This is a genomic window from Paracidobacterium acidisoli, from assembly GCF_003428625.2.
GTDB lineage: Bacteria > Acidobacteriota > Terriglobia > Terriglobales > Acidobacteriaceae > Paracidobacterium > Paracidobacterium acidisoli.
Genome location: NZ_QVQT02000001.1, coordinates 650,849 through 674,855, shown reverse-complemented (window position 1 = coordinate 674,855; position 24,007 = coordinate 650,849). Strand labels below are relative to the sequence as shown.

24 protein-coding genes are annotated in these 24,007 nt (G+C 63.1%); 8 read left to right on the top strand and 16 right to left on the bottom strand.

All coding sequences use genetic code 11. The features are described from left to right. The first annotated feature begins 116 nt into the window (after positions 1–116). Positions 117–1,001 (top strand): alpha/beta fold hydrolase, encoded by an 885-nt coding sequence (locus tag D0Y96_RS02895; protein WP_117297809.1) that lies wholly within the window; start codon positions 117–119, stop codon positions 999–1,001. A 135-nt stretch (positions 1,002–1,136) separates the two neighbouring features. Here the strand turns inward: D0Y96_RS02895 and D0Y96_RS02890 are convergent, their stop codons facing one another. The 3 genes from D0Y96_RS02890 to D0Y96_RS02880 are packed head-to-tail and all read right to left on the bottom strand — an operon-like array spanning position 1,137 to position 4,594. Then, the gene (locus tag D0Y96_RS02890) at positions 1,137–1,940 is read right to left on the bottom strand and encodes a succinate dehydrogenase/fumarate reductase iron-sulfur subunit (RefSeq protein WP_117297808.1); all 804 of its coding nucleotides are present in this window, start codon (positions 1,938–1,940) and stop codon (positions 1,137–1,139) included. 47 nt (positions 1,941–1,987) lie between these two features. Next, positions 1,988–3,901, bottom strand: a complete 1,914-nt coding sequence (locus D0Y96_RS02885) for a fumarate reductase/succinate dehydrogenase flavoprotein subunit (protein WP_117297807.1) — start codon at positions 3,899–3,901, stop codon at positions 1,988–1,990. Next, a complete protein-coding gene (locus tag D0Y96_RS02880) occupies positions 3,902–4,594 on the bottom strand; it encodes a succinate dehydrogenase cytochrome b subunit (protein ID WP_350448954.1) in 693 nt (230 codons plus the stop codon). A gap of 422 nt (positions 4,595–5,016) precedes the next feature. On the opposite strand from D0Y96_RS02880, the gene D0Y96_RS02875 reads away from it, so the two are divergent. The 4 genes from D0Y96_RS02875 (at position 5,017) to D0Y96_RS02860 (ending at position 7,086) form a co-directional block, all read left to right on the top strand. Next, positions 5,017–5,193, top strand: coding sequence for a hypothetical protein (locus tag D0Y96_RS02875; RefSeq protein ID WP_158562148.1), 177 nt, complete (start codon positions 5,017–5,019; stop codon positions 5,191–5,193). A gap of 191 nt (positions 5,194–5,384) precedes the next feature. Then, positions 5,385–5,693, top strand: coding sequence for a hypothetical protein (locus tag D0Y96_RS02870; RefSeq protein WP_147324895.1), 309 nt, complete (start codon positions 5,385–5,387; stop codon positions 5,691–5,693). Positions 5,694–5,755: 62 nt separating this feature from the next. Beyond that, a complete protein-coding gene (locus tag D0Y96_RS02865; protein WP_117297806.1) occupies positions 5,756–6,538 on the top strand; it encodes a hypothetical protein in 783 nt (260 codons plus the stop codon). 11 nt (positions 6,539–6,549) lie between these two features. Continuing rightward, entirely contained in the window at positions 6,550–7,086 is a 537-nt protein-coding gene (locus D0Y96_RS02860; RefSeq protein WP_117297805.1) for a hypothetical protein, read from the top strand. A gap of 13 nt (positions 7,087–7,099) precedes the next feature. Here D0Y96_RS02860 and D0Y96_RS02855 read toward each other — a convergent pair whose 3' ends face one another. From D0Y96_RS02855 to D0Y96_RS02835, 5 genes are all read right to left on the bottom strand, one after another. Further along, positions 7,100–7,732, bottom strand: a complete 633-nt coding sequence (locus D0Y96_RS02855) for a non-canonical purine NTP pyrophosphatase (RefSeq protein WP_117297804.1) — start codon at positions 7,730–7,732, stop codon at positions 7,100–7,102. A 10-nt stretch (positions 7,733–7,742) separates the two neighbouring features. Next, a complete protein-coding gene (locus tag D0Y96_RS02850; RefSeq protein ID WP_252263397.1) occupies positions 7,743–8,402 on the bottom strand; it encodes an endonuclease III domain-containing protein in 660 nt (219 codons plus the stop codon). Positions 8,403–8,620: 218 nt separating this feature from the next. After that, positions 8,621–9,529, bottom strand: coding sequence for a flagellar motor protein MotB (locus D0Y96_RS02845; RefSeq protein ID WP_117297802.1), 909 nt, complete (start codon positions 9,527–9,529; stop codon positions 8,621–8,623). Continuing rightward, positions 9,526–10,305, bottom strand: a complete 780-nt coding sequence (locus tag D0Y96_RS02840; protein WP_117297801.1) for a flagellar motor protein — start codon at positions 10,303–10,305, stop codon at positions 9,526–9,528. Before D0Y96_RS02840 ends, D0Y96_RS02845 begins: the two co-directional genes overlap by 4 nt. Before the next feature lie 117 nt (positions 10,306–10,422). After that, entirely contained in the window at positions 10,423–10,746 is a 324-nt protein-coding gene (locus D0Y96_RS02835) for a flagellar FlbD family protein (RefSeq protein ID WP_117297800.1), read from the bottom strand. Between the two features lie 295 nt (positions 10,747–11,041). Here D0Y96_RS02835 and D0Y96_RS02830 point away from each other — a divergent pair, with 295 nt between their 5' ends. The 3 genes from D0Y96_RS02830 to D0Y96_RS02820 all read left to right on the top strand — a co-directional run bounded on the left by D0Y96_RS02830 (position 11,042) and on the right by D0Y96_RS02820 (position 13,924). Beyond that, complete coding sequence (locus D0Y96_RS02830; protein WP_117297799.1) at positions 11,042–11,857, top strand: flagellin; 816 nt, start codon at positions 11,042–11,044, stop codon at positions 11,855–11,857. Positions 11,858–12,071: 214 nt separating this feature from the next. Further along, positions 12,072–13,451, top strand: coding sequence for a flagellar filament capping protein FliD (gene fliD, locus D0Y96_RS02825; RefSeq protein WP_117297798.1), 1,380 nt, complete (start codon positions 12,072–12,074; stop codon positions 13,449–13,451). Positions 13,452–13,456: 5 nt separating this feature from the next. Continuing rightward, on the top strand, positions 13,457–13,924 hold the full coding sequence (locus D0Y96_RS02820) for a flagellar export chaperone FliS (protein ID WP_117297797.1): 468 nt from the start codon (positions 13,457–13,459) through the stop codon (positions 13,922–13,924). A 43-nt stretch (positions 13,925–13,967) separates the two neighbouring features. Here D0Y96_RS02820 and D0Y96_RS02815 read toward each other — a convergent pair whose 3' ends face one another. The 8 genes from D0Y96_RS02815 to D0Y96_RS02780 all read right to left on the bottom strand — a co-directional run bounded on the left by D0Y96_RS02815 (position 13,968) and on the right by D0Y96_RS02780 (position 23,825). Continuing rightward, on the bottom strand, positions 13,968–15,740 hold the full coding sequence (locus tag D0Y96_RS02815; protein ID WP_117297796.1) for an ABC transporter ATP-binding protein: 1,773 nt from the start codon (positions 15,738–15,740) through the stop codon (positions 13,968–13,970). Between the two features lie 14 nt (positions 15,741–15,754). Then, entirely contained in the window at positions 15,755–18,073 is a 2,319-nt protein-coding gene (gene lptG, locus D0Y96_RS02810) for an LPS export ABC transporter permease LptG (protein WP_117297795.1), read from the bottom strand. Positions 18,074–18,136: 63 nt separating this feature from the next. Beyond that, positions 18,137–18,511 carry a metal-sensitive transcriptional regulator gene (locus D0Y96_RS20565; protein ID WP_117297794.1) on the bottom strand — a complete coding sequence of 125 codons (375 nt, stop codon included), beginning with the start codon at positions 18,509–18,511 and terminating at the stop codon, positions 18,137–18,139. Beyond that, a complete protein-coding gene (locus D0Y96_RS02800; RefSeq protein ID WP_117297793.1) occupies positions 18,508–20,778 on the bottom strand; it encodes a heavy metal translocating P-type ATPase in 2,271 nt (756 codons plus the stop codon). Before D0Y96_RS02800 ends, D0Y96_RS20565 begins: the two co-directional genes overlap by 4 nt. 40 nt (positions 20,779–20,818) lie before the next feature. After that, the gene (locus D0Y96_RS02795; RefSeq protein ID WP_117298026.1) at positions 20,819–21,025 is read right to left on the bottom strand and encodes a heavy-metal-associated domain-containing protein; all 207 of its coding nucleotides are present in this window, start codon (positions 21,023–21,025) and stop codon (positions 20,819–20,821) included. Positions 21,026–21,109: 84 nt separating this feature from the next. Further along, a complete protein-coding gene (locus tag D0Y96_RS02790) occupies positions 21,110–21,856 on the bottom strand; it encodes a response regulator transcription factor (RefSeq protein WP_117297792.1) in 747 nt (248 codons plus the stop codon). 8 nt (positions 21,857–21,864) lie between these two features. After that, positions 21,865–22,767: a sensor histidine kinase gene (locus D0Y96_RS02785; RefSeq protein ID WP_252263396.1), complete on the bottom strand. Its 903-nt coding sequence runs from the start codon at positions 22,765–22,767 to the stop codon at positions 21,865–21,867. Between the two features lie 110 nt (positions 22,768–22,877). Next, a complete protein-coding gene (locus D0Y96_RS02780; RefSeq protein ID WP_117297791.1) occupies positions 22,878–23,825 on the bottom strand; it encodes an acyl-CoA desaturase in 948 nt (315 codons plus the stop codon). Positions 23,826–24,007: the final 182 nt, after the last annotated feature.

Sequence of the window (24,007 nt, the reverse complement as noted above, 5' to 3'; positions counted from 1 at the left end):
CTGCCGGGCGGCGGGCAAATCTTTCTGGCGAAGGGCAGGTCTTTCTGGTATTGTCCGGAGCACCTCGTTTTTCGCTGATCCGAAGTTTTCACACTCTCATTTTCGGAGCACGCACCGTGGCCCTGATCGAACACAGACAGGTGGCCGCCAACGGCATCACCTTTCACGTAGCTGTGTCGGGACCGCAGAGCGCACCGCAGATTCTGTGCCTGCACGGCTATCCGGAAGGGTGGATGAGCTGGCGGCATGTGATGGAGCTGATGCCGGAGTGCCGCATCTACGCGCCGGATCTGCGTGGGTTTCCCGGATCGAGTTATCCAAAGAGCGGCTATGACGTCTTCACGCTGACCGACGATGTGAAGGCGCTGATCGAAGCGCTGGGCATACAGGGCGCGCTGCTGATGACGCACGACTGGGGCGGCGCGATCGGATGGCTCTTTGCGCATCGCTTCTCGCCGATGATTCGCAGGCTGGTGGTGGTGAACTGCACGCATCCCAGGACGCTGGTGCGCGCCGCGTTCACGCTGGAGGACTGGCAGATCTTTCGCATTCCGTGGGTGCTGCCGTATCAGGTGCCGTATCTGCCGGAGTGGTTTATGACGACAGGCATCGGGCGAAAGGCGCTGCGCTGGTCCTTCACCGTGCGGGAAGGGCAGCCGGGAACGATGGACCGCGCGCTGGTGGATGAGATTGTGGCGCGCTTTCAGCGTCCGCGCGATATACACGGGCCGGTGGAGTACTACCGGCAGTTTTTCCAGTCGCTCATTTTTCCTTCGCGGCACAGACGGCTGTATGACCTGTATAAGACGCCGATCACTACGCCGGTAACGCTGGTGTGGGGCATGGAGGACGGCGCGCTGCCGTCGGCGGTGTCGATCAAAAGCTTTAACGACGCGGGCTGCGAGGGAGACTGGCGTCCGCTGCCGGGAGTGGGACACTTCGTCGATCTGGAGGCGTGGGTGAAGCTGGTGGATGAGATCCGGCGCGTGTACCGGGCATGAACAGGAGCGGCGAAGACGGAATGCGCTGCGCTGCTGAAAACAAGCCTGCCGTAAGCGGTATAAATGCGAATGCCCGCTCTCAGGAGAGAACGGGCATTCCGCAAATTGGCTGCAGCGCCGGGTTGATCGACCGGCTTATGGCTTTGAAGAGAGGCTCCAGTCGGTGACGGGACGCACGGTGCGCACATCGTCATCGCGCTTCTTCCAGCTGGCGCGGATGTAGTCGCGGTTCATGACGGAGATGACCTCGAGAGGAATCTCCTTGGGGCAGGCGCCGGTGCACTCGCCGATATTGGTGCAGCTGCCGAAGGGCTCGGTGTTCAGCTGCGCCACCATGCCGCGGGCGCGGCGATCCTGCTCAGGCTTGCCCTGGGGCAGAATGCCGAGGTGGGCGATCTTGGCACCGGTAAAGAGCGCGGCTGACGCGTTGGGGCAGGCGGCGACGCAGGCTCCGCAGCCGATGCAGGCGGCGGCGTCCATGGCGCGGTCGGAGGTGTCTTTGCCGATGAGGTGCGTGTTGCCGTCGGTCGCATTGCCGGTGGAGATGGAGACGTATCCGCCGGAGGCGATGATGCGGTCGAAGGCGCGGCGGTCGACGACGAGATCCTTGATCTGCGGGAAGGCCTTTGCACGCCACGGCTCGATGACCAGCTCCTGCCCATCCTTAAAGTGGCGCATGGTGAGCTGGCAGACGGTGGTGGCGCGCTCCGGACCGTGAGCGACGCCGTTGATCATGAAGCCGCAGGAGCCGCAGATGCCTTCACGGCAGTCGTGCTCGAAGGCAACCGGTTCCTCGCCCTTTTCGATGAGCGTTTCGTTCAGCACATCGAGGCACTCGAGCATGGACATCTCGGGATTGACGTCGTTCATCGTGTAGGTGACGAACTGTCCCTTGTCGTTTCTGCTCTTCTGGCGCCAGATTTTGAGAGTCAATTTCATAACTTATCCAATCTCTGCCGGGCTGCTTAATTTCAATTCCTGCCGGATTATTTATAGCTTCTCTGGCTGGGGTGAACGTAGTCGAACTCAAGCGGCTCCTTTATCAGCTCAGGAGCGTTGCCGGGTCCGCGATATCCCCATGCGGCGACGTAGGAGTAGTGCTCGTCGTCGCGCTGCGCCTCGCCTTCCGCGGTCTGATACTCCTCGCGGAAGTGGCCGCCGCAGGACTCGTTGCGCTCGAGGGCATCAATGCACATCAACTCGCCGAGCTCGAAGAAGTCGGCCACGCGGCCGGCCTTTTCGAGGCTCTGGTTGAGATCGTCGCCCGAGCCGGGCACATTGACGTTCTGCCAGAACTCCTCGCGCAGGGCGCGGATCTGACCGATGGCTTTTTTGAGACCCTCGGCCGTGCGCGACATGCCGCACTCGTCCCACATGATCTTTCCAAGCTCGCGATGGAAGGAATCGACCGTGCGGTGGCCTTTGATCGAGAGCAGCTTATCGGTGATCTGTCTTACGGAGGCGACGGCGGCCTGCGCTTCGGGGTGCGAGGCATCGGCCTTTGGGAATTTGTTGGTCGCGAGGTAGTTGCCGATGGTGTAGGGAATGACGAAGTAGCCATCGGAGAGTCCCTGCATGAGCGCGCTGGCTCCCAGGCGGTTGGCGCCGTGGTCGGAGAAGTTGGCTTCGCCGAGGACGAAGAGGCCGGGGATGGTGCTCTGCAGGTGATAGTCGACCCAGAGGCCGCCCATGGTGTAGTGGATGGCGGGGTAGATGCGCATCGGCACCTTGTACGGGTCTTCGTCGGTGATGCGCTGGTACATGTCGAAGAGGTTGCCGTAGCGCTCGCTGATGACGTGCCTGCCGAGCCGTTTGATGGCGTCGGAGAAGTCGAGGTAAACACCGAGGCCGGTCTCGCCCACGCCGCGGCCTTCGTCGCAGACAGCCTTGGCGTTGCGTGACGCCACATCGCGCGGAACAAGATTGCCGAAGCTGGGATAACGGCGCTCGAGATAGTAGTCGCGCTCGGACTCAGGAATCTGATCGGGCGAGCGCTTGTCGCCCTTTTTCACCGGTACCCAGATGCGTCCGTCGTTGCGCAGCGACTCGGACATGAGCGTGAGCTTGGACTGGTAGTCGCCGGAGACGGGGATGCAGGTGGGGTGAATCTGCGTATAGCAGGGATTGGCGAAGAGCGCGCCGCGCCTGTGCGCGCGCCAGCTTGCGGTGACGTTCGATCCCTTGGCGTTGGTCGAGAGATAGTAGACGTTGCCGTAGCCGCCGGTGCCGAGAATGACCGCATCCGCGATGTGGACATCGAGCTCGCCGGTGATGAGGTTGCGCGTGACGATGCCGCGCGCTCTGCCGTCGATGACGATGAGGTCGAGCATCTCCGTGCGCGGATACATGGTGACGGTGCCTTCGTGCACCTGGCGCTCGAGGGCCTGATAAGCGCCGAGCAGCAGCTGCTGGCCTGTCTGTCCGCGGGCGTAGAAGGTGCGCGAGACCTGCGCGCCGCCGAAGGAGCGATTGGTGAGCGCGCCGCCGTATTCGCGGGCGAAGGGAACGCCCTGGGCCACGCACTGGTCGATGATGCTGACGCTGATCTCGGCGAGGCGGTAAACGTTGGCCTCGCGGGCGCGGAAGTCGCCGCCCTTCACCGTGTCGTAGAAGAGGCGATAGACGCTGTCGCCGTCGTTCTGATAGTTTTTGGCGGCGTTGATGCCGCCCTGTGCGGCGATGGAGTGGGCGCGGCGCGGCGAATCCTGAAAGCAGAAGCACCTGACGTTGTAGCCGAGCTCACCGAGGGTGGCCGCGGCCGATCCGCCGGCAAGTCCGGAGCCGACGACGATGATCGAATGACGGCGCTTGTTGGCGGGGTTGACCAGCTTGAGGTCGAAGCGTGTGCGCTGCCACGCGGTTTCAATCGGTCCGGAGGGTAGTTTCGAGTCGAGTGTCATTTACTTTACCAGCCCCAGCAGAACGCTTATCGGAATGGAAATGTAGCCAAGGGTGATGAGCAGCGCGATGATGAGCGCAGCTTTCTTCAGCAGCGGCGTGTGCCGCGGATGGTTGTATCCGATGGACTGGAAGGCGCTCCAGATGCCGTGGCGCAGATGCAGGCCAAGCAGGCTGACGGCGAAGATGTACCAGACCGAAACCCACCAGACCTGGAAGCCGGCGACGACGTTGTGGTACACATCGCCCTCAATGAACTGCGATCCCGGATGGATATAGCCGGCGGTGAACTGCAGCAGGTGAAAGATGATGAAGACGAGCACGATAGGCCCGCTCCAGTACATGGTGCGCGAGGCATAGGACGAGTTGATGGCCTGCTTGCGCGAATAGCCGACCGGCCGCGCCGCCTTGTTGCGCAGCGCCAGCTGCACGGTCGCCGTGATATGCAGGATCACGCTGGCGATCAGCACAACGCGGACAACCCAGAGGATCTCTCCGATGCTGTGCAGAAAGTGTCCGTAGGCGTTGAGCTTGTCCGGGCCTTCGAAGATCTGCAGGTTGCCTGCGACGTGGCCGATGATGAACAGGAACATGATGGCGCCGGTGACTGCCATCACGGCCTTCTTGCCGTTGGTCGACTGCCAGAAGCCCGGCGCCCGATTCTGGTCCGCGGTCACTGCCGTGGATGCGCTCACAGTCGCACCCCCCGGATATCTGATCGGATATCAACTGATGGAATCGTACGCACGCTGGTTCCTCGCCTTCGCGACCTGGTGAATCGCAGGGAAGGCTGGTTATGTGCCCGCGCGAAGGAGACCCGGCCGGTTGTCCGGACCCTGGCGGTGCAGGACTGAGGTGATCGCAGCCGGCACCAGGCAGACTGCATGGATCGCTCTTGCTGAAGCGCTGGAAGTGTCAAGATTCATTATTGGTTCTGAAACGAATCATCGTCAAGAAAGCTGCAGCAGAATGGGTTGGCATGCAGCGGCAATTTTCCGGAAACGGTTCCGAAAACCGAGGGCGGCGGCGATTTTCGCGCCTGTGGAAAACTCGTGGCAACAGCCCTGGAACTGGTGCATACAGGCCCGGGCAGAGATGAACAGGGCGTGAATCCGATATGAAAAGTGCGCTGCTCCCGCCAGATACCACTTTTGGTGCAGCTTCCTGCCGGACGGCGGAGGACAAGCGAATGACAGCGCAGGCATACGATTTTGCTCTGTTCCGTATACCGGTGCGCTTTTTTCATGTCATGGAAACGACCGCGTCATTGCTGGACGAAATGCATATCGAGTGACCCTGGAACGGATTCCAGAGAACCCGTTAGGAATGCACGAAAAACACAAAATGAATGAAAGGTCAAGTTTCCGGGGAGGGGAATTTAGTCGAGAAACAAGTTGTTGCCATAAATGAAAGGTAAAAACCCTTTGTTTCCTGTGCTTTGCGGAGTACTCTTGAAGTGAGCGCAGCCGCGCTCTGGAGCCTTTCATGAGCCTTTCCGCCCGCAACCTGTTCCTGTCCGCCTCCCTCCTCATCCTTAGCACCGGAGCCTATGCTGCCGTTCCTATGGGAGGTGGTGCACCGACGCCGAAACTGCCGCCATCTTTTGCCGCTGTGCCGATGGGCGGTGGAGCACCAACCCCGAAGCTCCCGCCGAGCTATACTGCTGATCCGTCCTACGCCGCCGTCCCAATGGGTGGTGGAGCGCCGTCTCCGAAGCTGCCGCCGAGCTATGCCGCTGTGCCGATGGGTGGCGGAGCACCGTCTCCGAAGCTGCCTCCAGCTATGACTGCATAGCACTTTAGGTGCAGGAGAAACTACCCTGAGCTATCGCTGTGGAAAGGTAAGATAGTTACGGGATGCAGCTCTCTCTTCTTGATCGGGCGTTGTGGGCGGCGGGTTTCCTCGGAAACGCCGCCGTGCTCCTCGTGCTGTTCTTTCGCGGCAGGTGGAAGCAGTTTCCGGTGTTTACCGCCCTGGTCGGTTTTGAGATCGTCGTTTTCGATATTGTCCTTTACTTCGTCTACCGTTTTTGCAGCTCCGGTATTTACGCAGGGGCTTACTGGTCGTCTTCCATCCTCGACCTTGTTCTGCAGCTGGCGCTGGTTTTTGAGATCGCCCGCAATGTTCTGAAGCCGACCGGCACCTGGGTGCAGGACGCACGGCGGCTTTTCATTATCGTGGGCCTGGCTGGCGCAGTCGTTGCGGTGCTTGTGGTGTGGCTGGTTAATCCGACCGTTCCGCACACTTTGGGCTCGTGGATCTCCCGGGCTAACCTCTTTTCCATCATGCTGACGTGCGAGCTTTTTCTGGCGATGCGGCTCGCTTCGACCCAGCTTGGCCTGGTGTGGCGTAACTACGTGATGAGCCTGGGGCAGGGATTTGCCGCCTGGGCGGTGGTGGCGCTATTGGTGGAAGCGGCTCACAGCTATTTTGGCCAGACCTGGCATTACGATGCTCTGGAACATATCCGGCTGGTCGCCTATGATCTGGCTGCAGTTTACTGGGCAATAATTTTCTGGCTTCCTGAGCCGGAAAGTCGTACACTGTCTCCCGATATGCAGAACTACCTTCGTAGCCTGCATCAGCAAACGCAGTTTGGATTGCGCGCCGTAAGCGGTCCCAGGAATCACAACACTTAAAGGTTGGATTTATGTCGATAGTGGCTCTGGGTGTGTTTGTAGCACTGGTTGTTGCCGGGTTCCTCTATACGCAGATTGCGAGCCAGAAGCTTCGCTCTGCGACGTGGGATGGACTGGCAGCTCGTATTGTCCCTGTCCCGTTTTCGGGCATCTCGATCGTTGCCATGGATAACCTGCAGCCAGGCCAGAACCAGATTGAGCTGGAGCCGGGCGACATGTGGCAGCTGGTCGGCGGCAAACAGGGCCTCGACAGCATGTACAAAAACGCCGAAGTGCTGATTCAGCTTGCTGCCTGGGTGCAGCGCTGGAACTATGAAGAGGCGGCTATCGTGTCGGAGAGAATCCGCCGGGATGCGGTGCAGCTCCGCCGCTCCATTCGCCGTATTCGCTTCAGCATGCTGCTGCAGCGCAAGCCGATTCGCATTCCGTTCTACATTCACGAGGCGGCAACGGCATACCATCTGATGTCGCAGAGACTGCTGGCCCTTTATCAGGGCAGCCACAGCGGACTTTATCCCCGTCTGGCAGAGTCCCTGAACTACGCGTAAGCAGACCACAGCTTTACATCTTCTCGTTTTGCTCAGCCATCGCGGCGATCAGCGCTGAAAAAGCGCGTCCCCGGTGGCTGAAGCCGTTTTTGGCCGCAGGATCGATTTCCGCCATCGTTTTGTGAAGCTCGGGCAGCCAGAAGAGCGGATCGTAGCCGAATCCACCGTCTCCCCGGGGTGCGGTGAGAATGCTGCCTTCTACAGCGCCTTCTCCGATCGCCAGGACTTCCCCGCCGCGGGCCACGGCAAGGACGCAGCGGTAGCGGGCGGTGCGGACTTCAGCGGCGATGTTCTTCATCTGTTCGAGCAGGTAAAGATTGTTGCGCTCGTCGAGCGTGGCGACGCCTGCGGGGGAAAAACCGGCATCGGCGGCATAACGCGCGGAGCGGACGCCGGGATGCCCGGAGAGCGCGTCGACCTCGAGACCGGAATCGTCGGCAAGCACCAGAAGATCGGGCGCGAAGCGGCTGTAGTATGCCGCCTTGAGCCGCGCGTTGCCTTCGAAGGTGGGCTGGTCTTCTTCCGGCGCGGGGATATCGCGGAGTCCGGGGAGCGGCTCGATGCGGATACCGCTGTGGCCGGCCGCGGCGGAGAAGTCGCGCAGCTTTCCGGCGCTGGTGGTGGCTGCGTTGAGAATGGAAGGCATCCCTCTCAGCTTATCGCGCCGCCTTCCGGTCGTAAGCGAGCGGGCACTCTTCGCACTTCGGAGTGGGGCCGCAGTACCGCTTGCCGGTCTCGACGATCAGCGCATGAAATTCGTTGTAGTGCGTGAGCCGCTCGCGTGGTGTGTCCTGGGCAAAGGCGGAGACGGCGAGCGACTGAATCGCAGGATACTTTGCCTTCTCCGGCAACAGGCCGTGGCGCGTGACGATGCGGCGTAGGTATTCGTCGACGACCATGGCCGGATGGCCGAACGCATAGAGAAGGATGGCGTCGGCGGTCTCCGGTCCAACGCCGGGCAGCGCGAGCAGCTTTGCGCGGATGATGGCCGTCGGCTCGGCGGCAAGCGCCTCGAGGCTGCCGTTGTACTCGGCGATCAGAAACGCAGCGAAGGATTTGATGGAGGCGGCCTTGCGCGTCATATAGCCGGAGGGACGGATCAGCGAGCGCAGCTCCTCTTCGGAGAGGGCGTGGATGGCCTCGATGGACTGCTTTCCATGCGCGAGAAGGCCGCGAGCGTCGAGATTCGCAAGCGATCGCTCCACGCTCTTCCATGAAGTGCTCTGCGTAAGGTATGCGCCGATCACGACCTCGAGAGGCGTCTTCGCCGGCCACCAGGCCTGCGGCCCCCAGAGCTGCAGAAGACGGTCATACATGCGGCGCAGGCGGCGAGCAGCCGAAGCGGCCGGAAGAGCAGGCGGCTCAGATTCCGGAAATCGCAGCGGGGATCGCGATGCAGACGCTCGAGCCATACAGATGATTGTAAGAAACCGGCGGCGGCCGCGGCGCAGGAAGGCAAAAGCCTCAGTCCGATTTCATGCTTCCGGGCGCGTGTCAGAAAGAGGCCAGGATTTATCGGGAGCGGGAGCGCGGCTCAGGGCTGGTTGCGGCGAGGGCTGTCGTGAGCGGGCAGAGGCGCTGAGGGAAGATGCGCGAGCTGCGATACGGCCTGCGCCTGGGCCTGAGTCTGTGGCTGGACTGGAGGCTGAGGCTGCGTCTGGGTTTGTGTGGCCGGGGACGCAGACGGCGTGCCGCTGATGCGCGGCAGAACGATGATATCGACGCGGCGGTTGACGGCGCGGCCCTCCGGCGTGGCATTGCTGGCGACGGGATGGAACTCCGCATAGCCCGAGGCGGAGAGACGCTGCGGCGCGATGGTATGGCGCAGAATGAAGAAGCGGGCCAGCTCGCTGGCGCGCGCCGTCGAGAGCTCCCAGTTGGAGTCGAACTGCGCGGTGTGGATGGGCACGTTGTCGGTGTGTCCCTCGATGCGGATGTCCCACGGACTGGCGGCGAGCACTTCAGCGATCTGATCGAGACTGGACTGCGAGGAGCGGTGCGGCACCGCCGATCCGCTGTCATAGAAGCCTGCCTCGCGCAGTGAGATCACGAGTCCCTCGCGCCCGATGCGCAGCGCGACGATATGCGTGGCGATCTGGTTGGAGAGCCGGTCCGCGAGCTTTCTGCGTATCCGCTCGAAGTCTTCGAGCGCGCGCGGCGAGGCGGCCAGATCGTCTCCGAGGATGATGTTGACCGGCATCACGGACTGATCCGGGGTCTTTGTCGCCTTTCCGTCGGGCGTCTTCGACGAGGACGCGGGGAAGAGGCCGAGCACCTGAAAGGCGGAGTGGATGGCCTGGGAGATCTGCGCCTGCTTCTTCTGATCGGCCCGCGAGCTGGCGTAGAGCACGACAAAGAAGGCGAAGAGCAGCGTGATGAAGTCGGCATAGGAGACCAGCCAGCGCTCATGCCCCGGATTGTGTCCGCGCCTGCGCCGCCTCATGCCGGTTTGCTCTCCTCTTTGCCTTTGGCGCGCGGCGAGGTCAGAAAGCTCTCCAGCTTCACCTCGAGAATGCGCGGGTTCATTCCTTCGAGGATGGAGACGATGCCTTCGAGCATCATGTGCCGCACGAACTGCTCTTCATGGATGCGGTGCTTCAGCTTGCCGGCGACGGGAAGAAAGAAGAGATTGGCCGAGGCCACGCCGTAGATGGTGGCGACGAAGGCCACGGCGATGCCCTTGCCCACTTCGTCGATGTGATCGAGGTGCTGCATGACCTGGATCAGCCCCATCACGGCGCCGAGAATGCCGATGGTGGGGGCGAAGCCTCCGGCGGATTCAAAGACGGCGGGAATCTTCTCCTCGATCTCGGTGTGGTTGTCCATCTCGAGCTCCATGATGCGGCGCAGCTCGGCGGGCTCGGTGCCGTCGACGGCCAGCATGACGGCCTGGCGGAGAAAAGGATCTTCGATGGTGGACAGATCCTGATCGAGCGAGACGATGCCGCTGCGCCGCGCCTTGTTGGCGAAGCGCACGATCTGCTGCAGCGTGGCCTCGCCGCTGTCTTTGCCGTGAAAGAAGATGCGCACCAGCCGCCGGCATGCGGCCAGCACCGTCCGCAGAGGGAACTGCAGCATCACCGCGCCGAGGGTGCCTCCGAAGACGATCATGGCCGCGGTGGGCTGCAGAATCTGGCCGATGTGGCCGCCCTCAAGCAACAGGCCGGCCAGAATACCGACAAGCGCCAGCAGAATGCCTCCAAGACTTGCTGTATCCATGCCTTTCTCTCTCCGAATACTGACGAACTTCTTTCGAGCTTTCCAAACTGTCCCGGACTTCTTCACAGCCCTCTGCTGCGAATCCTGTCCTGCGTAATCACTGTGGTGTGGCGCCGGCTACGAATCGGAGCGGCGGCGCTGGGCCGCGGCGGAGCCGGACTCCATCTCCTCGTCCTGCTCTGCGCCGGCCTCGGCGACCGCCTGGATGGCCGAGACCGGAGCCATCCACCATGCGGCGGCGGGGGAAAGCTTTGCGGCCTCGCTCAGCAGCCGCGCGCGCCATGCGATGGTGCGGCTCACGACCTCGTCGCAGCTTTCGAGCACGACAATCTTTTCCCCGTTGATGAGTGTGATCGTCGTATCCGGTGCGGATTCGACATAGCGAATCAGATCGCTGTTGACGACCAGCGGGTTTCCGTTGAGCCGCGCTACCTGAATCATGCGGTGGCTGCCTCCCTGTGGTGGGCTTATCGGCGGTACAGCGGAAAGGTTGACGAAGAAGGCTGCGACAGGGCTATGGAGCCGGCGTGGGCAGAGGGGGCACGCACGTTGCATGCCAAACCGGGAGGGCGCCGGTAAAGCGCCTGTGGAGGCTGCCGATGAAGGCAGTGGGCAACGTGGTTCCTGTCAAAGCGGTGACCCGGTACGGAGCAGCGCGCTTTTGTACCGGTCAGGCACCCGGAAGAAGGAGCCCGGAACAAACACCGGAAATCAAACGAAACGAGGAACGGAAGATATGTCTTTGGGTGTCCTGAACAATATCGCAGCGGTCTACGCTTCCAACAATCTCAACAACACGCAGCTCGGCCTGCAGAACACGCTCGAGCAGCTCTCCTCCGGACAGCGCATCAACTCCGGCGCCGACGATGCCGCGGGCCTCTCGCTGGCCGACGGTCTTACCGCTTCCTCGACCGCGCTGACGCAGTCGACCAACAACGCCGATGAGGGCGTGGACTTTCTGCAGGTGGCCGACGGAGCGCTGTCGCAGATCACCAGCCTGCTGAACCGCGCCGTCACGCTGTCGACCGAAGCCGGCAACGGCACGCTGAACAGCGATCAGATCACGGCGGCCAATGCCGAGTATCTGAACATCCAGACCGAGATCACCGACATCAGCACCGATACGGAGTACAACGGTCTGAATGTCTTCACGAAGGCGGCCAATGTCTATACCTCCGACGGCACGCTGAGCCAGTCGTATGACACCACGGCTCTGGGCGCAACCGCTGCGGCGACCCTGGGTCTGACCGCAGCCGGCTTCACCACCAGCGCGGAGGCGCAGACCGAAGAAGGCCTGATCACGACGGCGATTGCCACCGTGGCGGCTTCACGCGGCACGGCCGGTGCGGACATCAACCAGCTGCAGGCCGTCTCGAATGTCGAGAGCACGGAGTCGACCAACACCATGTCGGCCGAAAACGACGTGATCGCGACCAACTACGCAACCGCAACCTCCAACCTCTCGAAGTTCGAGATCCTCAACCAGGCAGGCATCAGCGCTCTGGCCCAGGCCAACAGCGCACAGCAGGAAGTCACGAAGCTCCTGCAGTAACCGGAAGTTACCGGGCTCCCGCAGTAACCGGGAGCGGCAAGGCAAAGGCAGGGAGGCTAAACGGCCTCTCTGCCTTTCTGTTTTTCCGCCTTTCTGCATTTTGCTGAGGATTCGCTAAGAATCGGAAGTCTCTTTCCGGTCCGCCGACTGCAGGCTGAGCACAGCAGAGGGAGCGCCATTCAAGGTTTTCCGCGATGGCGACGATAGAGCAGCTATGGGAATTGTCGGAATCTCGTTTGGCAGCCCGACCAGCGGTCAGGGTTTTGATGTCAGCTCCACCGTCAGTCAGATGGTGACCAACCTGCAGTCCATCGAGACGCCGTGGAAGAATCAGCTCAGCCTGCTGGAATCGCAGGACAGCGCGGTGAGCAGCATCGGCAGCGATATCAGCACGCTCTCGAACGCGCTCCAGTCGCTCACCGACTTCGAGGGCGTGCTCTCCGGTAAGCAGGGCTCCAGCTCCGACAACAGTGTGCTGGAGCTCTCTTCCGCGTCGAGCAATGCCGTGGCCGGGACGCACACGGTAGTGGTGACCTCGCTGGCTGAGACCTCTTCGTTTGTAAGCACGACGCTGCCGACTGCCAGCGCAGGCGATACGCTCTCCGGGCAGCTGACGGTCACGGTGAACGGAAACACGCAGACCATCGACGCCGGCGGCGACACGCTGAGCACGCTGGCCAGCGCCATCAACGGCGGCAACTATGGATTTTCGGCCAACGTGATTACGGACTCCTCCGGCTCGCGGCTGTCGCTGGTCAGCGGCACCAGCGGCGTGGCGGGCGATCTGAGCGTGAGCAGCACGGTCGAGGACGGCACCAGCTCCACAGCGATCAGCTTCACGCAGTCGCAGCCGGGCGCGGATGCGCAGCTGACGGTCGACGGCGCCTCGTTCAGCAGCGCTTCCAACACGGTGACGACGGCGATTCAGGGCGTCACCTTTCAGCTGCTCAGCGCCGCGCCGAGCGAAACGGTGCAGGTGGAGATCACCAACGATAACTCCGCGGTCGAGACGGCGGTGAGCACCTTTGTGAGCGCCTACAACACGGTGCTGCAGGATCTGAACCAGCAGGAGGGCGACGACGCCAGCGGCAACCCCGAGCCGCTGTACGGCAACTCGCTGACGGCCACGCTGCAGGAGGACATCGAGCAGGCGCTGGACTTTACTCAGACCAGCGGAGCGATCACCTCGATTACCCAGCTCGGCATCAGCGTCAACGACGACGGCACGCTCTCGCTCGATACCGACACGCTGAACAGCGAGCTGAACAGCAATTACAGCGACGTGGTCAATTTCTTCGAGCCGAGCGGGTCGTTCACCTCCTTTGGCGGGAACCTTTCGACCGTGATCAGCAACATCGGAAACAATGCTCCGAGCGGGCTGGTCTATGAGTTCCTGCAGCAGAATTCGACGGAAGAGTCGACGCTGAACGCGGAGATCAGCAACGAAAACGTCTCGATCAGCGCACAGCAGTCGCAGCTGACCACGGAGCTGAACCTGGCGAATTACACGCTGACCGAGATTCCGCAGCAGCTCGATAACATCAACGAGATTTACAGCGCCATCACCGGCTACAACGAGAACGGCAACAACTGATCCCGATGGAGAACAGCAGCTATCAGCAGAAGAGTGTCGCGGGAATGAACCAGGTAGAGCTGGTGGTGGCGCTCTACGACGGCATGGTCCGGTTTCTTTTTCGCGGCGTGCGGGCCATCGAAGAGGGCAATGTGCGTGAGAGGCGCATCGCCATGAAGCGGACCCTGGATATTCTCATGCATCTGCAGTCGCGGCTGCGGATGGAGGTGGGAGGACCGGCGCAATCGCTCTCAGAGTTTTACGCGGTGATCTTTGCGCTCTGTCTCGAAGGGTCGCGTCTGGCTTCGGCCGAACGGCTGCTCGAAGCGATCAGGTGTATCCGCAATGTCCGCGAGGCATGGCAGCAGGTGGCGCAGGACCCGGAGGTGCGCAGACAGTTCGCACAGCCGCCGCCGCCGCGCCCGGCGGTGCCGGTCCTCGTTCCGGTGGAGTCCGGCGTCGAAGCGGCGGAGTCTTCCGCCTGGACGGCATAAAGCATGTTCCGAATCCGGCTCCGGTGCGTATCTCCGCAGCGAATCAGCTGGTGACGGCGAGCTCTTCCTCGAGAAGCTGCTTCTGCCAGAGATCGGCGTAGTAGCCGTCTCGCTCCAGCAGCTCTTCGTGTGTGCCCAGCTCGGCGATTTTGCCGTGGACCAGCACTGCGATCTGATCGGCGTGGCGCACGGTCGAGACGCGGTGCGAGATCAGAATCGTGGTTCGGCCCACCATTAGCCGGCGCAGCTCTTCGAGAATCTGTTCCTCGGTCCAGGTGTCGACGCTGGCGAGCGCGTCGTCGAGGATGAGGATGCGCGGGTTGCGCAGCAGGGCGCGGGCCAGCGCGCTGCGCTGCTTCTGTCCGCCGGAGAGGGTGAGACCGCGCTCGCCGACCCGGGTCTCGAAGCCTTCGGGAAAGAGCTCGAACTCTTCACGGATGTGCGCGGCCTGCGCCGCGTCGAGAATCTGCTGCATCGCCGCGTTCGGCACGCCGAAGGCGATGTTGTCGCGGATGGTCTGGCTGAAGAGAAAGGTCTCCTGCGGAACGAAGCCGATGGCGGCGCGGAGCGTGTCGAGCGGATAGCGGTCTGCGGGAATGCCGTCGACGAGCACGGTGCCGGAGGGCGCGTCGTAAAGGCGCGGAATGAGGCTGACCAGCGTCGATTTTCCCGCTCCGGTCGGGCCGACCAGCGCGAGGCTGCTGCCGGCGGGGATGCGAAGGGAGATGCCCTGCAGCACCTCGGCGCCGCGATGATCGCCGGCCACGCTGGCATCGTAGGCGAAGTGCAGATTGCGGAATTCGATCTCGCCGTGAATCGGCTGCCGATCGAGCGAGGCGTCGGCGCTGTGGTCGTCGATGGTCGGCTCCTGAATGAGCAGCTCGTGAATGCGCGTGACCGATGCGGTGCCGCGCTCGAAGAGATTGACCACCCAGCCCAGCGCAATGATCGGCCAGGTGAGCATGATCATGTAAGTGGTAAACGCGACGAAGTCGCCGACGGAGATGCGGTGGGTGAGCACCTCATGGCCGCCGACGAGCAGAGCGATGACCATCGCGAGGCCGAGAATGAATTCGAGCGTGGGCCACAGCATGCCCATTAGCTGCACGAGGCGCAGACCGCGGCGAATGTACTCTTTATTGGATTTTTCAAAGGCCGCGATCTGCGCCTCTTCCTGGGCGAAGGCGCGGACGAGGCGTGCTCCGGAGAAGTTCTCCTGCGCCTGGGCGGAGATGTCGGAGAACATGGCCTGGATGCGCTCGAAGCGCTCATGGATTTTGCGGCCCATGGCCTGCACGAGAATACTGGCCAGCGGCAGCGGAGCCAGCGCCGTCAGCGTAAGAAAGGGGCTGATGCGCAGCAGGAAGTAGAGCGCTCCGGCGGAGAAGAGAATGGTGTTGGCGCTGTACATGATGGCCGGACCGAGCAGCATGCGCACGGCGCTGAGGTCGTTCGTCATGCGGGCCATGATGTCGCCGGTGCGGTTGCGCTGGTAGTACTCGGGCGGCTGCTTTTCAAGCTGGCGGAAGAGATCGTTGCGCAGATCGAACTCGATGTCGCGCGAGATGCCGATCAGAATCCAGCGGGTAAGGAAGAGAAAGACGCCTTTGGAGGCGGAGATGGCGACGAGCAGCGCGGCGTAGAAGAGGATTTTCTTTTGCGTGACGCCGGAGTTGAGATCGTCGATGGCGGCGCGAATGACCCAGGGAAAGGCAACCCAGATCGCATTGCTGAGAACGATGGAGATGCCGCCCTGCACGTAGCTGCGCCGATAGCGGCGCATATAGGGAAGCAGCGGTTTCAGTTTGGCAAGCATCGTTCCGTGTGTCCTCAGGTAGAGCTTCGCAGAAGCAGATAGCCGCCTGCCAGCGCAAAGAGCAGGTCGGGTGACCAGGCGGCCAGAAAGGCCGGTAGTAAATTGACGTTGCCCATGGCCTCGAAGATTCCGGAACAGACCCAGTATGCGACGGCGAGACCGATGGCGACGGCCACACCGGTGAGCGAGCCGCGCTTGCCCATGGAGATGGCGAAGGGGATGGCCAGCACGGCCATCACCAGCGTGATGAGCGGATAGGCGATCTTGTGATTGAGCTGCACGCGCAGGCGCATGGTGTCGAAGCCGCTCTGGCGCAGGTCCTGGATGTAGCGCCGCAGCTCGCTGAAGCTCATCTCGGTGGACTGCAGCGTCTCCTTTTTAAAGTACTGCGGCTGCTCCTGGATCTCAGGGAAGGTGCTGACGGCGAAGGGGCGGTAGTCCTGCACCTCGTCTCCGGTAAAGGTTCGGGTCCAGCCGTCTTCAAAGACCCAGGTGTTCACGCGCGGCTCCCAGTGCGCGGTCGCGGCGAAGATGCGCCGGGAGAGGGTGAAGCTGTTCGCGTTGAACTCAAAGACGGTCACGTTGCCGAAGGTGTCGCTGTCGGAGTCGAAGTACTCGTAGTAAAAGATGCGGCCGGGCTTTCCCGGTTGCTGGCGTCCGAAGATCCACTTCTGGCCGGGGTGCTCAAAGGTCTGGGCGGGCTTGCCCTTGATGATGTTGCGCAGCGCCTCCTGCCGGCGGTTGGCTTTGGGCAGATACAGCTCGTCGAACATGAAGAGCGAGGTCGCGAGGACGGCGGCGATGACCAGAACCGGCACGACGATGCGGTAGAGGCTGATGCCGGTGGCCTTCATGGCGGTCAGCTCGCTGGTGCGGTTCATGATGCCGAAGACCACGAGCACGGCGATGAGCACGCTGAGCGGCGTGATCAGGTAGATCATGCTGGGGGTGAGGTTGATGAGGTAGTCGCCGACGGTCACGAGCGGCGTGCGGTTGCGGATGATGTCGCCGAGCAGCTCGAAGAAGGTGAAGACCAGCATCAGCATCACGAAGGTGGAGAGCACCAGCGCGAAGGTAGCCAGAAACTGGCGGATGACGTACTCGTCCAGAATGAGCGGGAAGCGTCCGCGGGTGACGCGGACGCGCTCCGGCTGCGCGGGCGCGGCGACGGTGGCTTCGTCCTGCCTGGCGCGGACCCGGAACCAGCTTCCGGCAGAGTTGATGGCGGTCAGCATCGAGCCGCCGGTCGACATCTCACGCAGGAGAAGAATGCCGAAGGTGGCGAAGAGAATATTCGCCATCCAGACACCGGCGCCGACGGGGATCTTGTTCTGCCGGGCGAGAGCGGTTCCGGTGGAGGAGAGAAAGTAATAGATAAAGACAAGAGCGATGGTGAGCACGAAGCCCGCGCTCTTGCCGCCGCGCTTCGAGGAGAGACCCAGCGGCACGGCGACCAGCATCAGCACCAGGCAGGCGGCGGGGTAGGAGAAGCGATTGTTCAGCTCGATGAGGTACGGCTTGCCCCCTTTGCGGTGGGAGCGCTCGAGCAGCTCGCTGTTCGACATGGCGAGAATCGGCTTATCGCTGCGGCCCAGATGCACGTCTTCCTGCGAGCCGGCCTGCAGCGGCAGGTCGGTCTGCGCGAAGGTGGAGACCTCATAATCGTTGGGCCGCGTGGCGTCCATCTGATGCTCGGTGCCGTCGCGCAGACGCATGGTTACGGTCTGGTTCGGCCCGTCGATGACGGTGGCGCGGTCGGCGGTGGTGATCTTTGGAGCGGAGGGATTGGAGAGGTCGGCGAGAAAGATCTGGTGCCACTGCGCCGCGCCCGCGGCGGCGCGCACGTCCTGCACATAGAGGACGTAGTTCTTGAAGTCCTCGTAAAAGACGTGCGGCTGCACCTCGTACGAAGCCTGCGCATTGGCCAGCGAGGTCTCGAGGCGGATCATGGCTTCAGAGGACTTCGGCGCGAAGTACAGCGTATTGGCAAGACCGACGCCCCAGGCCGCAACGGCAACCAGACCGACGATGCCGACGAAGCGCCAGACGCCGATGCCGGAGGCGCGCATGGCCGTGATTTCGCTGTCGGCGGCGAGACGGCTGAGCCCGAGCAGAATGCCGACCAGCACGGACATGGGAATCGTGACCGTGAAGAAGTTCGGCATCATCAGCGCGAAGATCTCGAGCACGCTGCCCAGCGAGGCGCTGTTGCGCACCACCAGCTCCAGCAGGTGGCCGAGATCGCGCATGAAGAGCACGAAGGTGAAGAGCACGCCGCCGATCAGCGCGTGCGAGAGCACTTCTCTGAGGATGTACCGGGTAAGAATCCGCACTGACTTCAGTCCAGCTTTCAGTTTAACGTGCCGGAGCGATCCGCGGGCGGGAAGCCGGAGCCCTCAGCGGGCGTGCTTATAGACCAGATCGAGCAGCTCGCCGTACATGGCCTCGGCGCTTTCGGGGCCGCGGCGGATGGCGTCGGTGGCGCAGTGCTTCAGGTGGTTTTCCAGCAGCTGACGGCTGACGCCGCGCAGCGCCTCCTGCACGGAGGAGATCTGCACGAGCACGTCGGCGCAGTAGCGCTCCTCATCGACCATCTTCTCGAGGCCGCGAATCTGTCCTTCGATACGCGCCAGACGGCGAGAGACCGCGGCCTTGATGCCGGGATCGACACCGACGGCGCGGCGGCCCTGTACCGGACAGGCGCATGGGTCGGACGCGGCCGCAGGTTTGGCGGGCGAGTTTGTCGAGCGGGGGGTGGTCCGTGTGGTCATTGGGGCTCAAAGCTCCTGAGGCGCAGACTGTTGGATAACACACTGACGGAGCTGAGCGCCATGGCGGCGGCGGCGATGGCCGGGCTCAGCAGGATTCCAAAGGCGGGCCAGAGCACACCGGCGGCGACGGGGATGCCGACGACGTTGTAGCCGAGGGCCCAGCCCAGGTTCTGCCGCATGACGCGCACGGCCTGGCGGGCGAGCAGCAGCGCGCGCACCATCTGCAGCGGCTCTCCGCTGAGCAGGATGGCGTCGCCGGCCTCGCGGGCCAGATCGGCTCCGGTGCCGACGGCGATGCCGGCATCGGCCTGGGCGAGCGCGGCGGCGTCGTTGATGCCGTCGCCGATCATGGCGACGCGCCGGCCGGAGCTTTGCAGCTCGCGAATCTTTTCAAGCTTCTGATCGGGGAGCAGTCCGGCGAAGACCTCGTCAATGCCTGCCGAGGCGGCGACCGTGAGCGCCGCGTCGCGGGTATCGCCGGTGAGCATGACGACGCGCAGGCCCATTTTTTGCAGCTTTGCGACGGCTTCGGCAGCGTCGGGACGAAGCGTGTCTCTTGCTTCGATGGAGCCAAGGTACCGGCCATCCTGGCAGACGAAGACGCGGGTGGCTCCGGGAGTTGTTCCCTGCATCGTTGCGGGAGTGCCGGCGGTTTCCGGAATTTCCGCGCCGAGCTCGCGGGCAAAGGCGGCGTTGCCCGCCGCGACCTGATGACCGTCTGTGAAGCCGTGGACGCCGCGGCCGGGAGCTGCGGTCACGTTCTGAACGGAGGGAAGCGTGAGGCGGCGCTCGAGGGCCGCCTGCACGATGGCTTTCGCGATGGGATGCTCGGAGCGCTGTTCGATGGCCGCAGCCGCCGTCAGCAGATCGGCTTCGCTCACTCCGGCAGCGGGATACAGCGCGGTCACCCCGGGTTTGCCGAGGGTGATGGTTCCGGTCTTGTCGAAGACGACGGTATCGACGCGCGCCAGCCGCTCCAGACTTTCCCCGCCCTTGAAGAGCACGCCAAGCTGCGCTCCGCGGCCTACGGCGACGGTAAGCGCGGCGGGCACGGCGAGACCCATGGCGCAGGGGCAGGCGATGACGAGCACGGTGATGGCCACGGCCAGGGCGCGGGCGGCGTCGGCTCCGGTATGTGCGGCGGGGAAGATCATCCACACGGCGAAGGTGAGCGCGGCGAGCCCGAGCACGATGGGCACGAAGACGGCGCTGACGCGGTCGGCGAGCTGCTGCATGGGCGCCTTCGAGGACTGCGCCTGCTCCATCAGGCGCATCATCTGCCCGAGCACGCTGTCGGCGCCGATCGAGGTGGCGCGGTATTCGAGCGCGCCCTCGTAGTTGAGCGAGCCGCCGATGACGCGGTCGCCCGGAGCGCGCAGCACAGGCGTCGATTCGCCGGTGATCAGCGACTCGTCGACCGAGGTGCTGCCGGAGAGGATGAGGCCGTCGACCGGAATGCGATCGCCGGGGCGCACGATGACGATGTCTCCGGGAACCACCTCGGCCAGCGGCAGCTCAACCTCGCGGCCATCGCGCAGCACGCGGGCCGATTGCGCCTCGAGCTTCATCAGCGCATGCAGGGCATCGAGCGTGCGGCGTTTGGCGCGTGCGTCGAGCCACTGCCCGATCAGCAGAAAGCCGAGGATCAGCAGAACGGAGTCGTAATAGGAGCCGGCGGCGAGGCTGTGCCGGTGAAAGTATCCGGGGGCGAGCGTGGCTGCGGCGGAGTAGACAAAGGCCGCTCCGGTACCGAGCGCCACCAGCGTGTTCATGTTGGTGCTGCGATGCAGTGCGGCACGCCAGGCGCGGCTGTAGATGAGTCCGCCGGCCCAGACCATAAGGACCGTGGTGATGGTGAGCGTTATGAAGTCGAGCGCTCGCTCCGGCAGCCACGCCGCGAAGGGCGTCCTGTGCATGCCTGCGGCCATGACCGCCGCGCCGGCGACGAGCGTGGCGATGGCCTTCCATTTGAGGGAAGGCTCCTCGGAGTGCTCGTGCCCATGGCTCGCAGCGGATGCGTTTTCCCTGGGAAGATCGGCCTCATAGCCGGCTTCGCGCACGGCTTCGATGAGCTTTTGCGGCGGTGCGACGGAGGGATCGAAGACGACGCGGGCCGAATGCGTCATGAGACTGACGCTGGCCTCGCGCACGCCCGGCGTCTCACGCAGCGCCCGCTCCACATGCGTCTGGCAGGCGGCGCAGGTCATGCCGGAGACCGGCAGGATGAGCGCCTCTTCCTTCCCCGCAGTTTTTTCGGCAATCGCCATGAGACCGATCCCTTCCGGTTGTGTGATTTCGGCTGCGCTTTTACTGTTCGACGAAGGCGGCGTATCCGGCCCTTTCGACGGCCTTTACGATCTCCGCGGCTGGCCGGTGTTCCGAGGCTTCCACACGGGCTGCGCCGATGCGAACCTCTTCCACCTTTACCCCTTCCACCCTTTCCAGCGCCTGGGTGACGCGGCGCACACAGGCTCCGCAGTGCATGTTTTCGATTCGCAGCGTAACTTCCTTCATATACCCCCACCCCCTATATTGAGTATAGATGACGGGAGCGTGCAAAAGGACTCAGCGAGGGGATTTGATGGGAGATCTTCCGGATTATTCGGCTTCGGGCAGAAAGCGGTAGCCGACTCCGCGCACGGTCTGCAGATATTTCGGAGAGGCGGGCTCGTCTTCGAGGTAGCGGCGCAGGCGCACGATGAAGTTATCGATGGCGCGGGTGTCGGTGTCTTCGTGCACGTGCCAGACCTGCTCGAGCAGCTCTTTGCGGGAGACGATACGCCCGCGGTTCTGCACGAGATAGCGGAGCAGATCGGCTTCCATCAGAGTGAGATGGACGACGCGCTCGTGAGCGTGCAGCTCGAGGGAGTCGAAGTCGATGCGGCGTCCGGCGAAGAGGAAGTCTCCCGGCTCGGCGGTCTCCTGCGGCAGGGAAGCGCTGTCTGCGGGGCTCTCCGCCGCGTGCGGCACAGCATGCCAGGACATGCGCCGCAGCAGGCCGTTGAGGCGGGCGAGCAGCACGGAGAGATCGAAGGGCTTGGGCAGGTAGTCGTCTGCGCCCGACTCAAAGCCGAGCACCACGTCTTCGGGACGGCTGCGGGCGGTGAGTAAAAGGATGGGGATGAAGTTCTCCTGAGCGCGCAGCTCGGCGGCGACTTCAAAGCCGCTTTTGCCGGGAAGCATCACGTCGAGAAGGACAGCGTCGTAGTGCTCGCCGCTGTTCAGCGCCGCCAGCGCGGATTCGCCATCGTTTTCGACCTGCGCCTCGTAGCCTTCGGCCTGCAGGTTGAAGAGCAGCCCCTGGGCCAGATGCGCTTCGTCTTCGACGATGAGAATTTTTTCCATAGCGCGGCTTACCGCTTCTCCTTGTTTGCAGTCTGCACCAGCAGGCGGGGAAGCTGCAGGCCGACGGTGGCGCCGCGCCCCTCGCCGGCGCTTTCGGCAAAGGCATCGCCGCCGTGCTGGCGCGCGATGGTGCGCACCAGAAAGAGTCCGAGGCCGGTGCCCTTGGTGCGCAGCACGCTGCGGGTGGGCACGCGGTAAAAGCGGCGGAAGATGCGGCGCAGATGCGCGGGCGGAATGCCGATGCCCTGATCGGTGACGCTGATGCGCACCCAGGTGTCGTGCTCGAGGCGCAGACTGACCTGCGCTTCGAGCTTTTCCGGTGAATACTTGACGGCGTTTCCCAGCAGATTCATCAGCGCGGTCTGCAGATCGTCGGGGTCGCCGCGCACCACCAGCGGCCGGGCAGGGCCTTCGCTGTGGAGGGTGATGGAAGCAGGGTCGAGATGATAGCGGGTGATGGCGGTGCGCACGCACTCTTCGGTGAGGGCATGCATATCGACGGCGATGCGGATCTGCGATCGGGAGCGCTGCCCTACTTCACCGGCTTTGAGCACCTGCTCGACGGTGGCCAGCAGGCGGTCGCTGTCGGCCAGCATGGTGCGGTAGAACTCTTCGCGCGTTTCCTCGCTGACCTGGCGGCGCTGCAGGGTTTCGAGATAAAGGCGAATGGAGGTGATGGGCGTCTTCAGCTCGTGCGTGACGGCATTGATGAAGCTGTCGTGGCGTTCGTTGCGGCGGACCTCGCGCACCAGAAAGATGGTATTGAGCACCAGACCCACAATGAGCAGGATGAAGAAGGGGATGCCGAGGGCCAGCGGCGCGAGCCTGCGCCAGTTGAGCACCACCCAGCCCACGTTCAGCGCGATGGCCACGCCCACCAGGCAGACGCCGAGCAGGATGAACAGGATCATGTTCCGTCTTCGGCCGGTGATGCGCATGAGCGTCGCTGTGGTCAGGGAATGAAATATACCCCATGCCCGGGCGGACATGGGGTACTCGATTTTCTCAGCTATGGAGGGGTTCAGGCTACCCCGGCAGGCTTTGGGTTACTCGGGTCGTACTGCGCAACGCGGACGTCGCGGGCGAGGCCGACACGCTTGAGCAGCCAGATGCCGTAGTAGTTCACGTCCACCTCATACCAGCGCAGGCCGTGCCGCGCGGAGACCGGGTGCGCGTGATGGTTGTTGTGCCAGCCTTCGCCGCCGGTGAGCAGCGCCACCCACCAGCTGTTGCGGGAGTGATCGCGGGTCGGGAAGCGGCGCGATCCCCACATGTGGGTCGCGGAGTTGACCAGCCAGGTGGCATGCAGGCCGAGCGTGACGCGCAGGAAGACGCCCCACATCACGGCGGACCAGCCGCCGATGGCCAGCAGCAGGAGCCCGGAGATGGCGAGAGGAATCCAGTGATACTTGCTGAGCCAGACGTAGAATCTGTCCTTCGCGAGGTCGGGAGCGTAGCGCGACATCAGCGTGGTCTCGGCATTCAGGGAGACGCCGCAGATGATCCAGCCGATGTGCGCCCACCAGCCGCCCTCGGTCGGCGTGTGCGGGTCGCCTTCATGATCGGAGAGCTGGTGATGGATGCGGTGCATGCCGACCCAGAAGATGGGCCCGCCCTCGAGCGACAGCGTGGCGCCCACCGTCATGATGTACTCCAGCCATTTGGGCACGTGATAGCCGCGGTGGGTGAGCAGACGGTGATAGCACATGCCGATGCCGATGTTGGACGCGAAGACCCAGAGAATGGCGGAGAGGATCAGCGCCTTCCAGGTGAACATGAACAGCGCCGCGATGGCCCCGACATGAAAGACGACCATAAAGAAGGTGGTGATGAAGCTGACGCTGCCGCTCTGCGCTTTGCGCCCCAGCGTGGGCATAGCCTTTGCCGAAGCTCGGCTGCCTGCGCTGTGCGCGGCGGGCTGTTCAGCGGTATCGGCGACGGAGGTGGTTTCAAGCAGTTCAACGGGCATGGGTGGGCAGGTCCTTGTGCGGGGGATCTCTCTTTTAAAACCCTAACAGTTGGGGTGGCGGCGCACGTGTAACACTTTTGTAAGCCGGAGGAACACCGCCCGGAACGGCCCCGAAAGCGCGAAATGACCCCGGAAATGCCGGATTTTGCCCGAAGGCGAGCATGCGGTGGAGAGATTTTTTC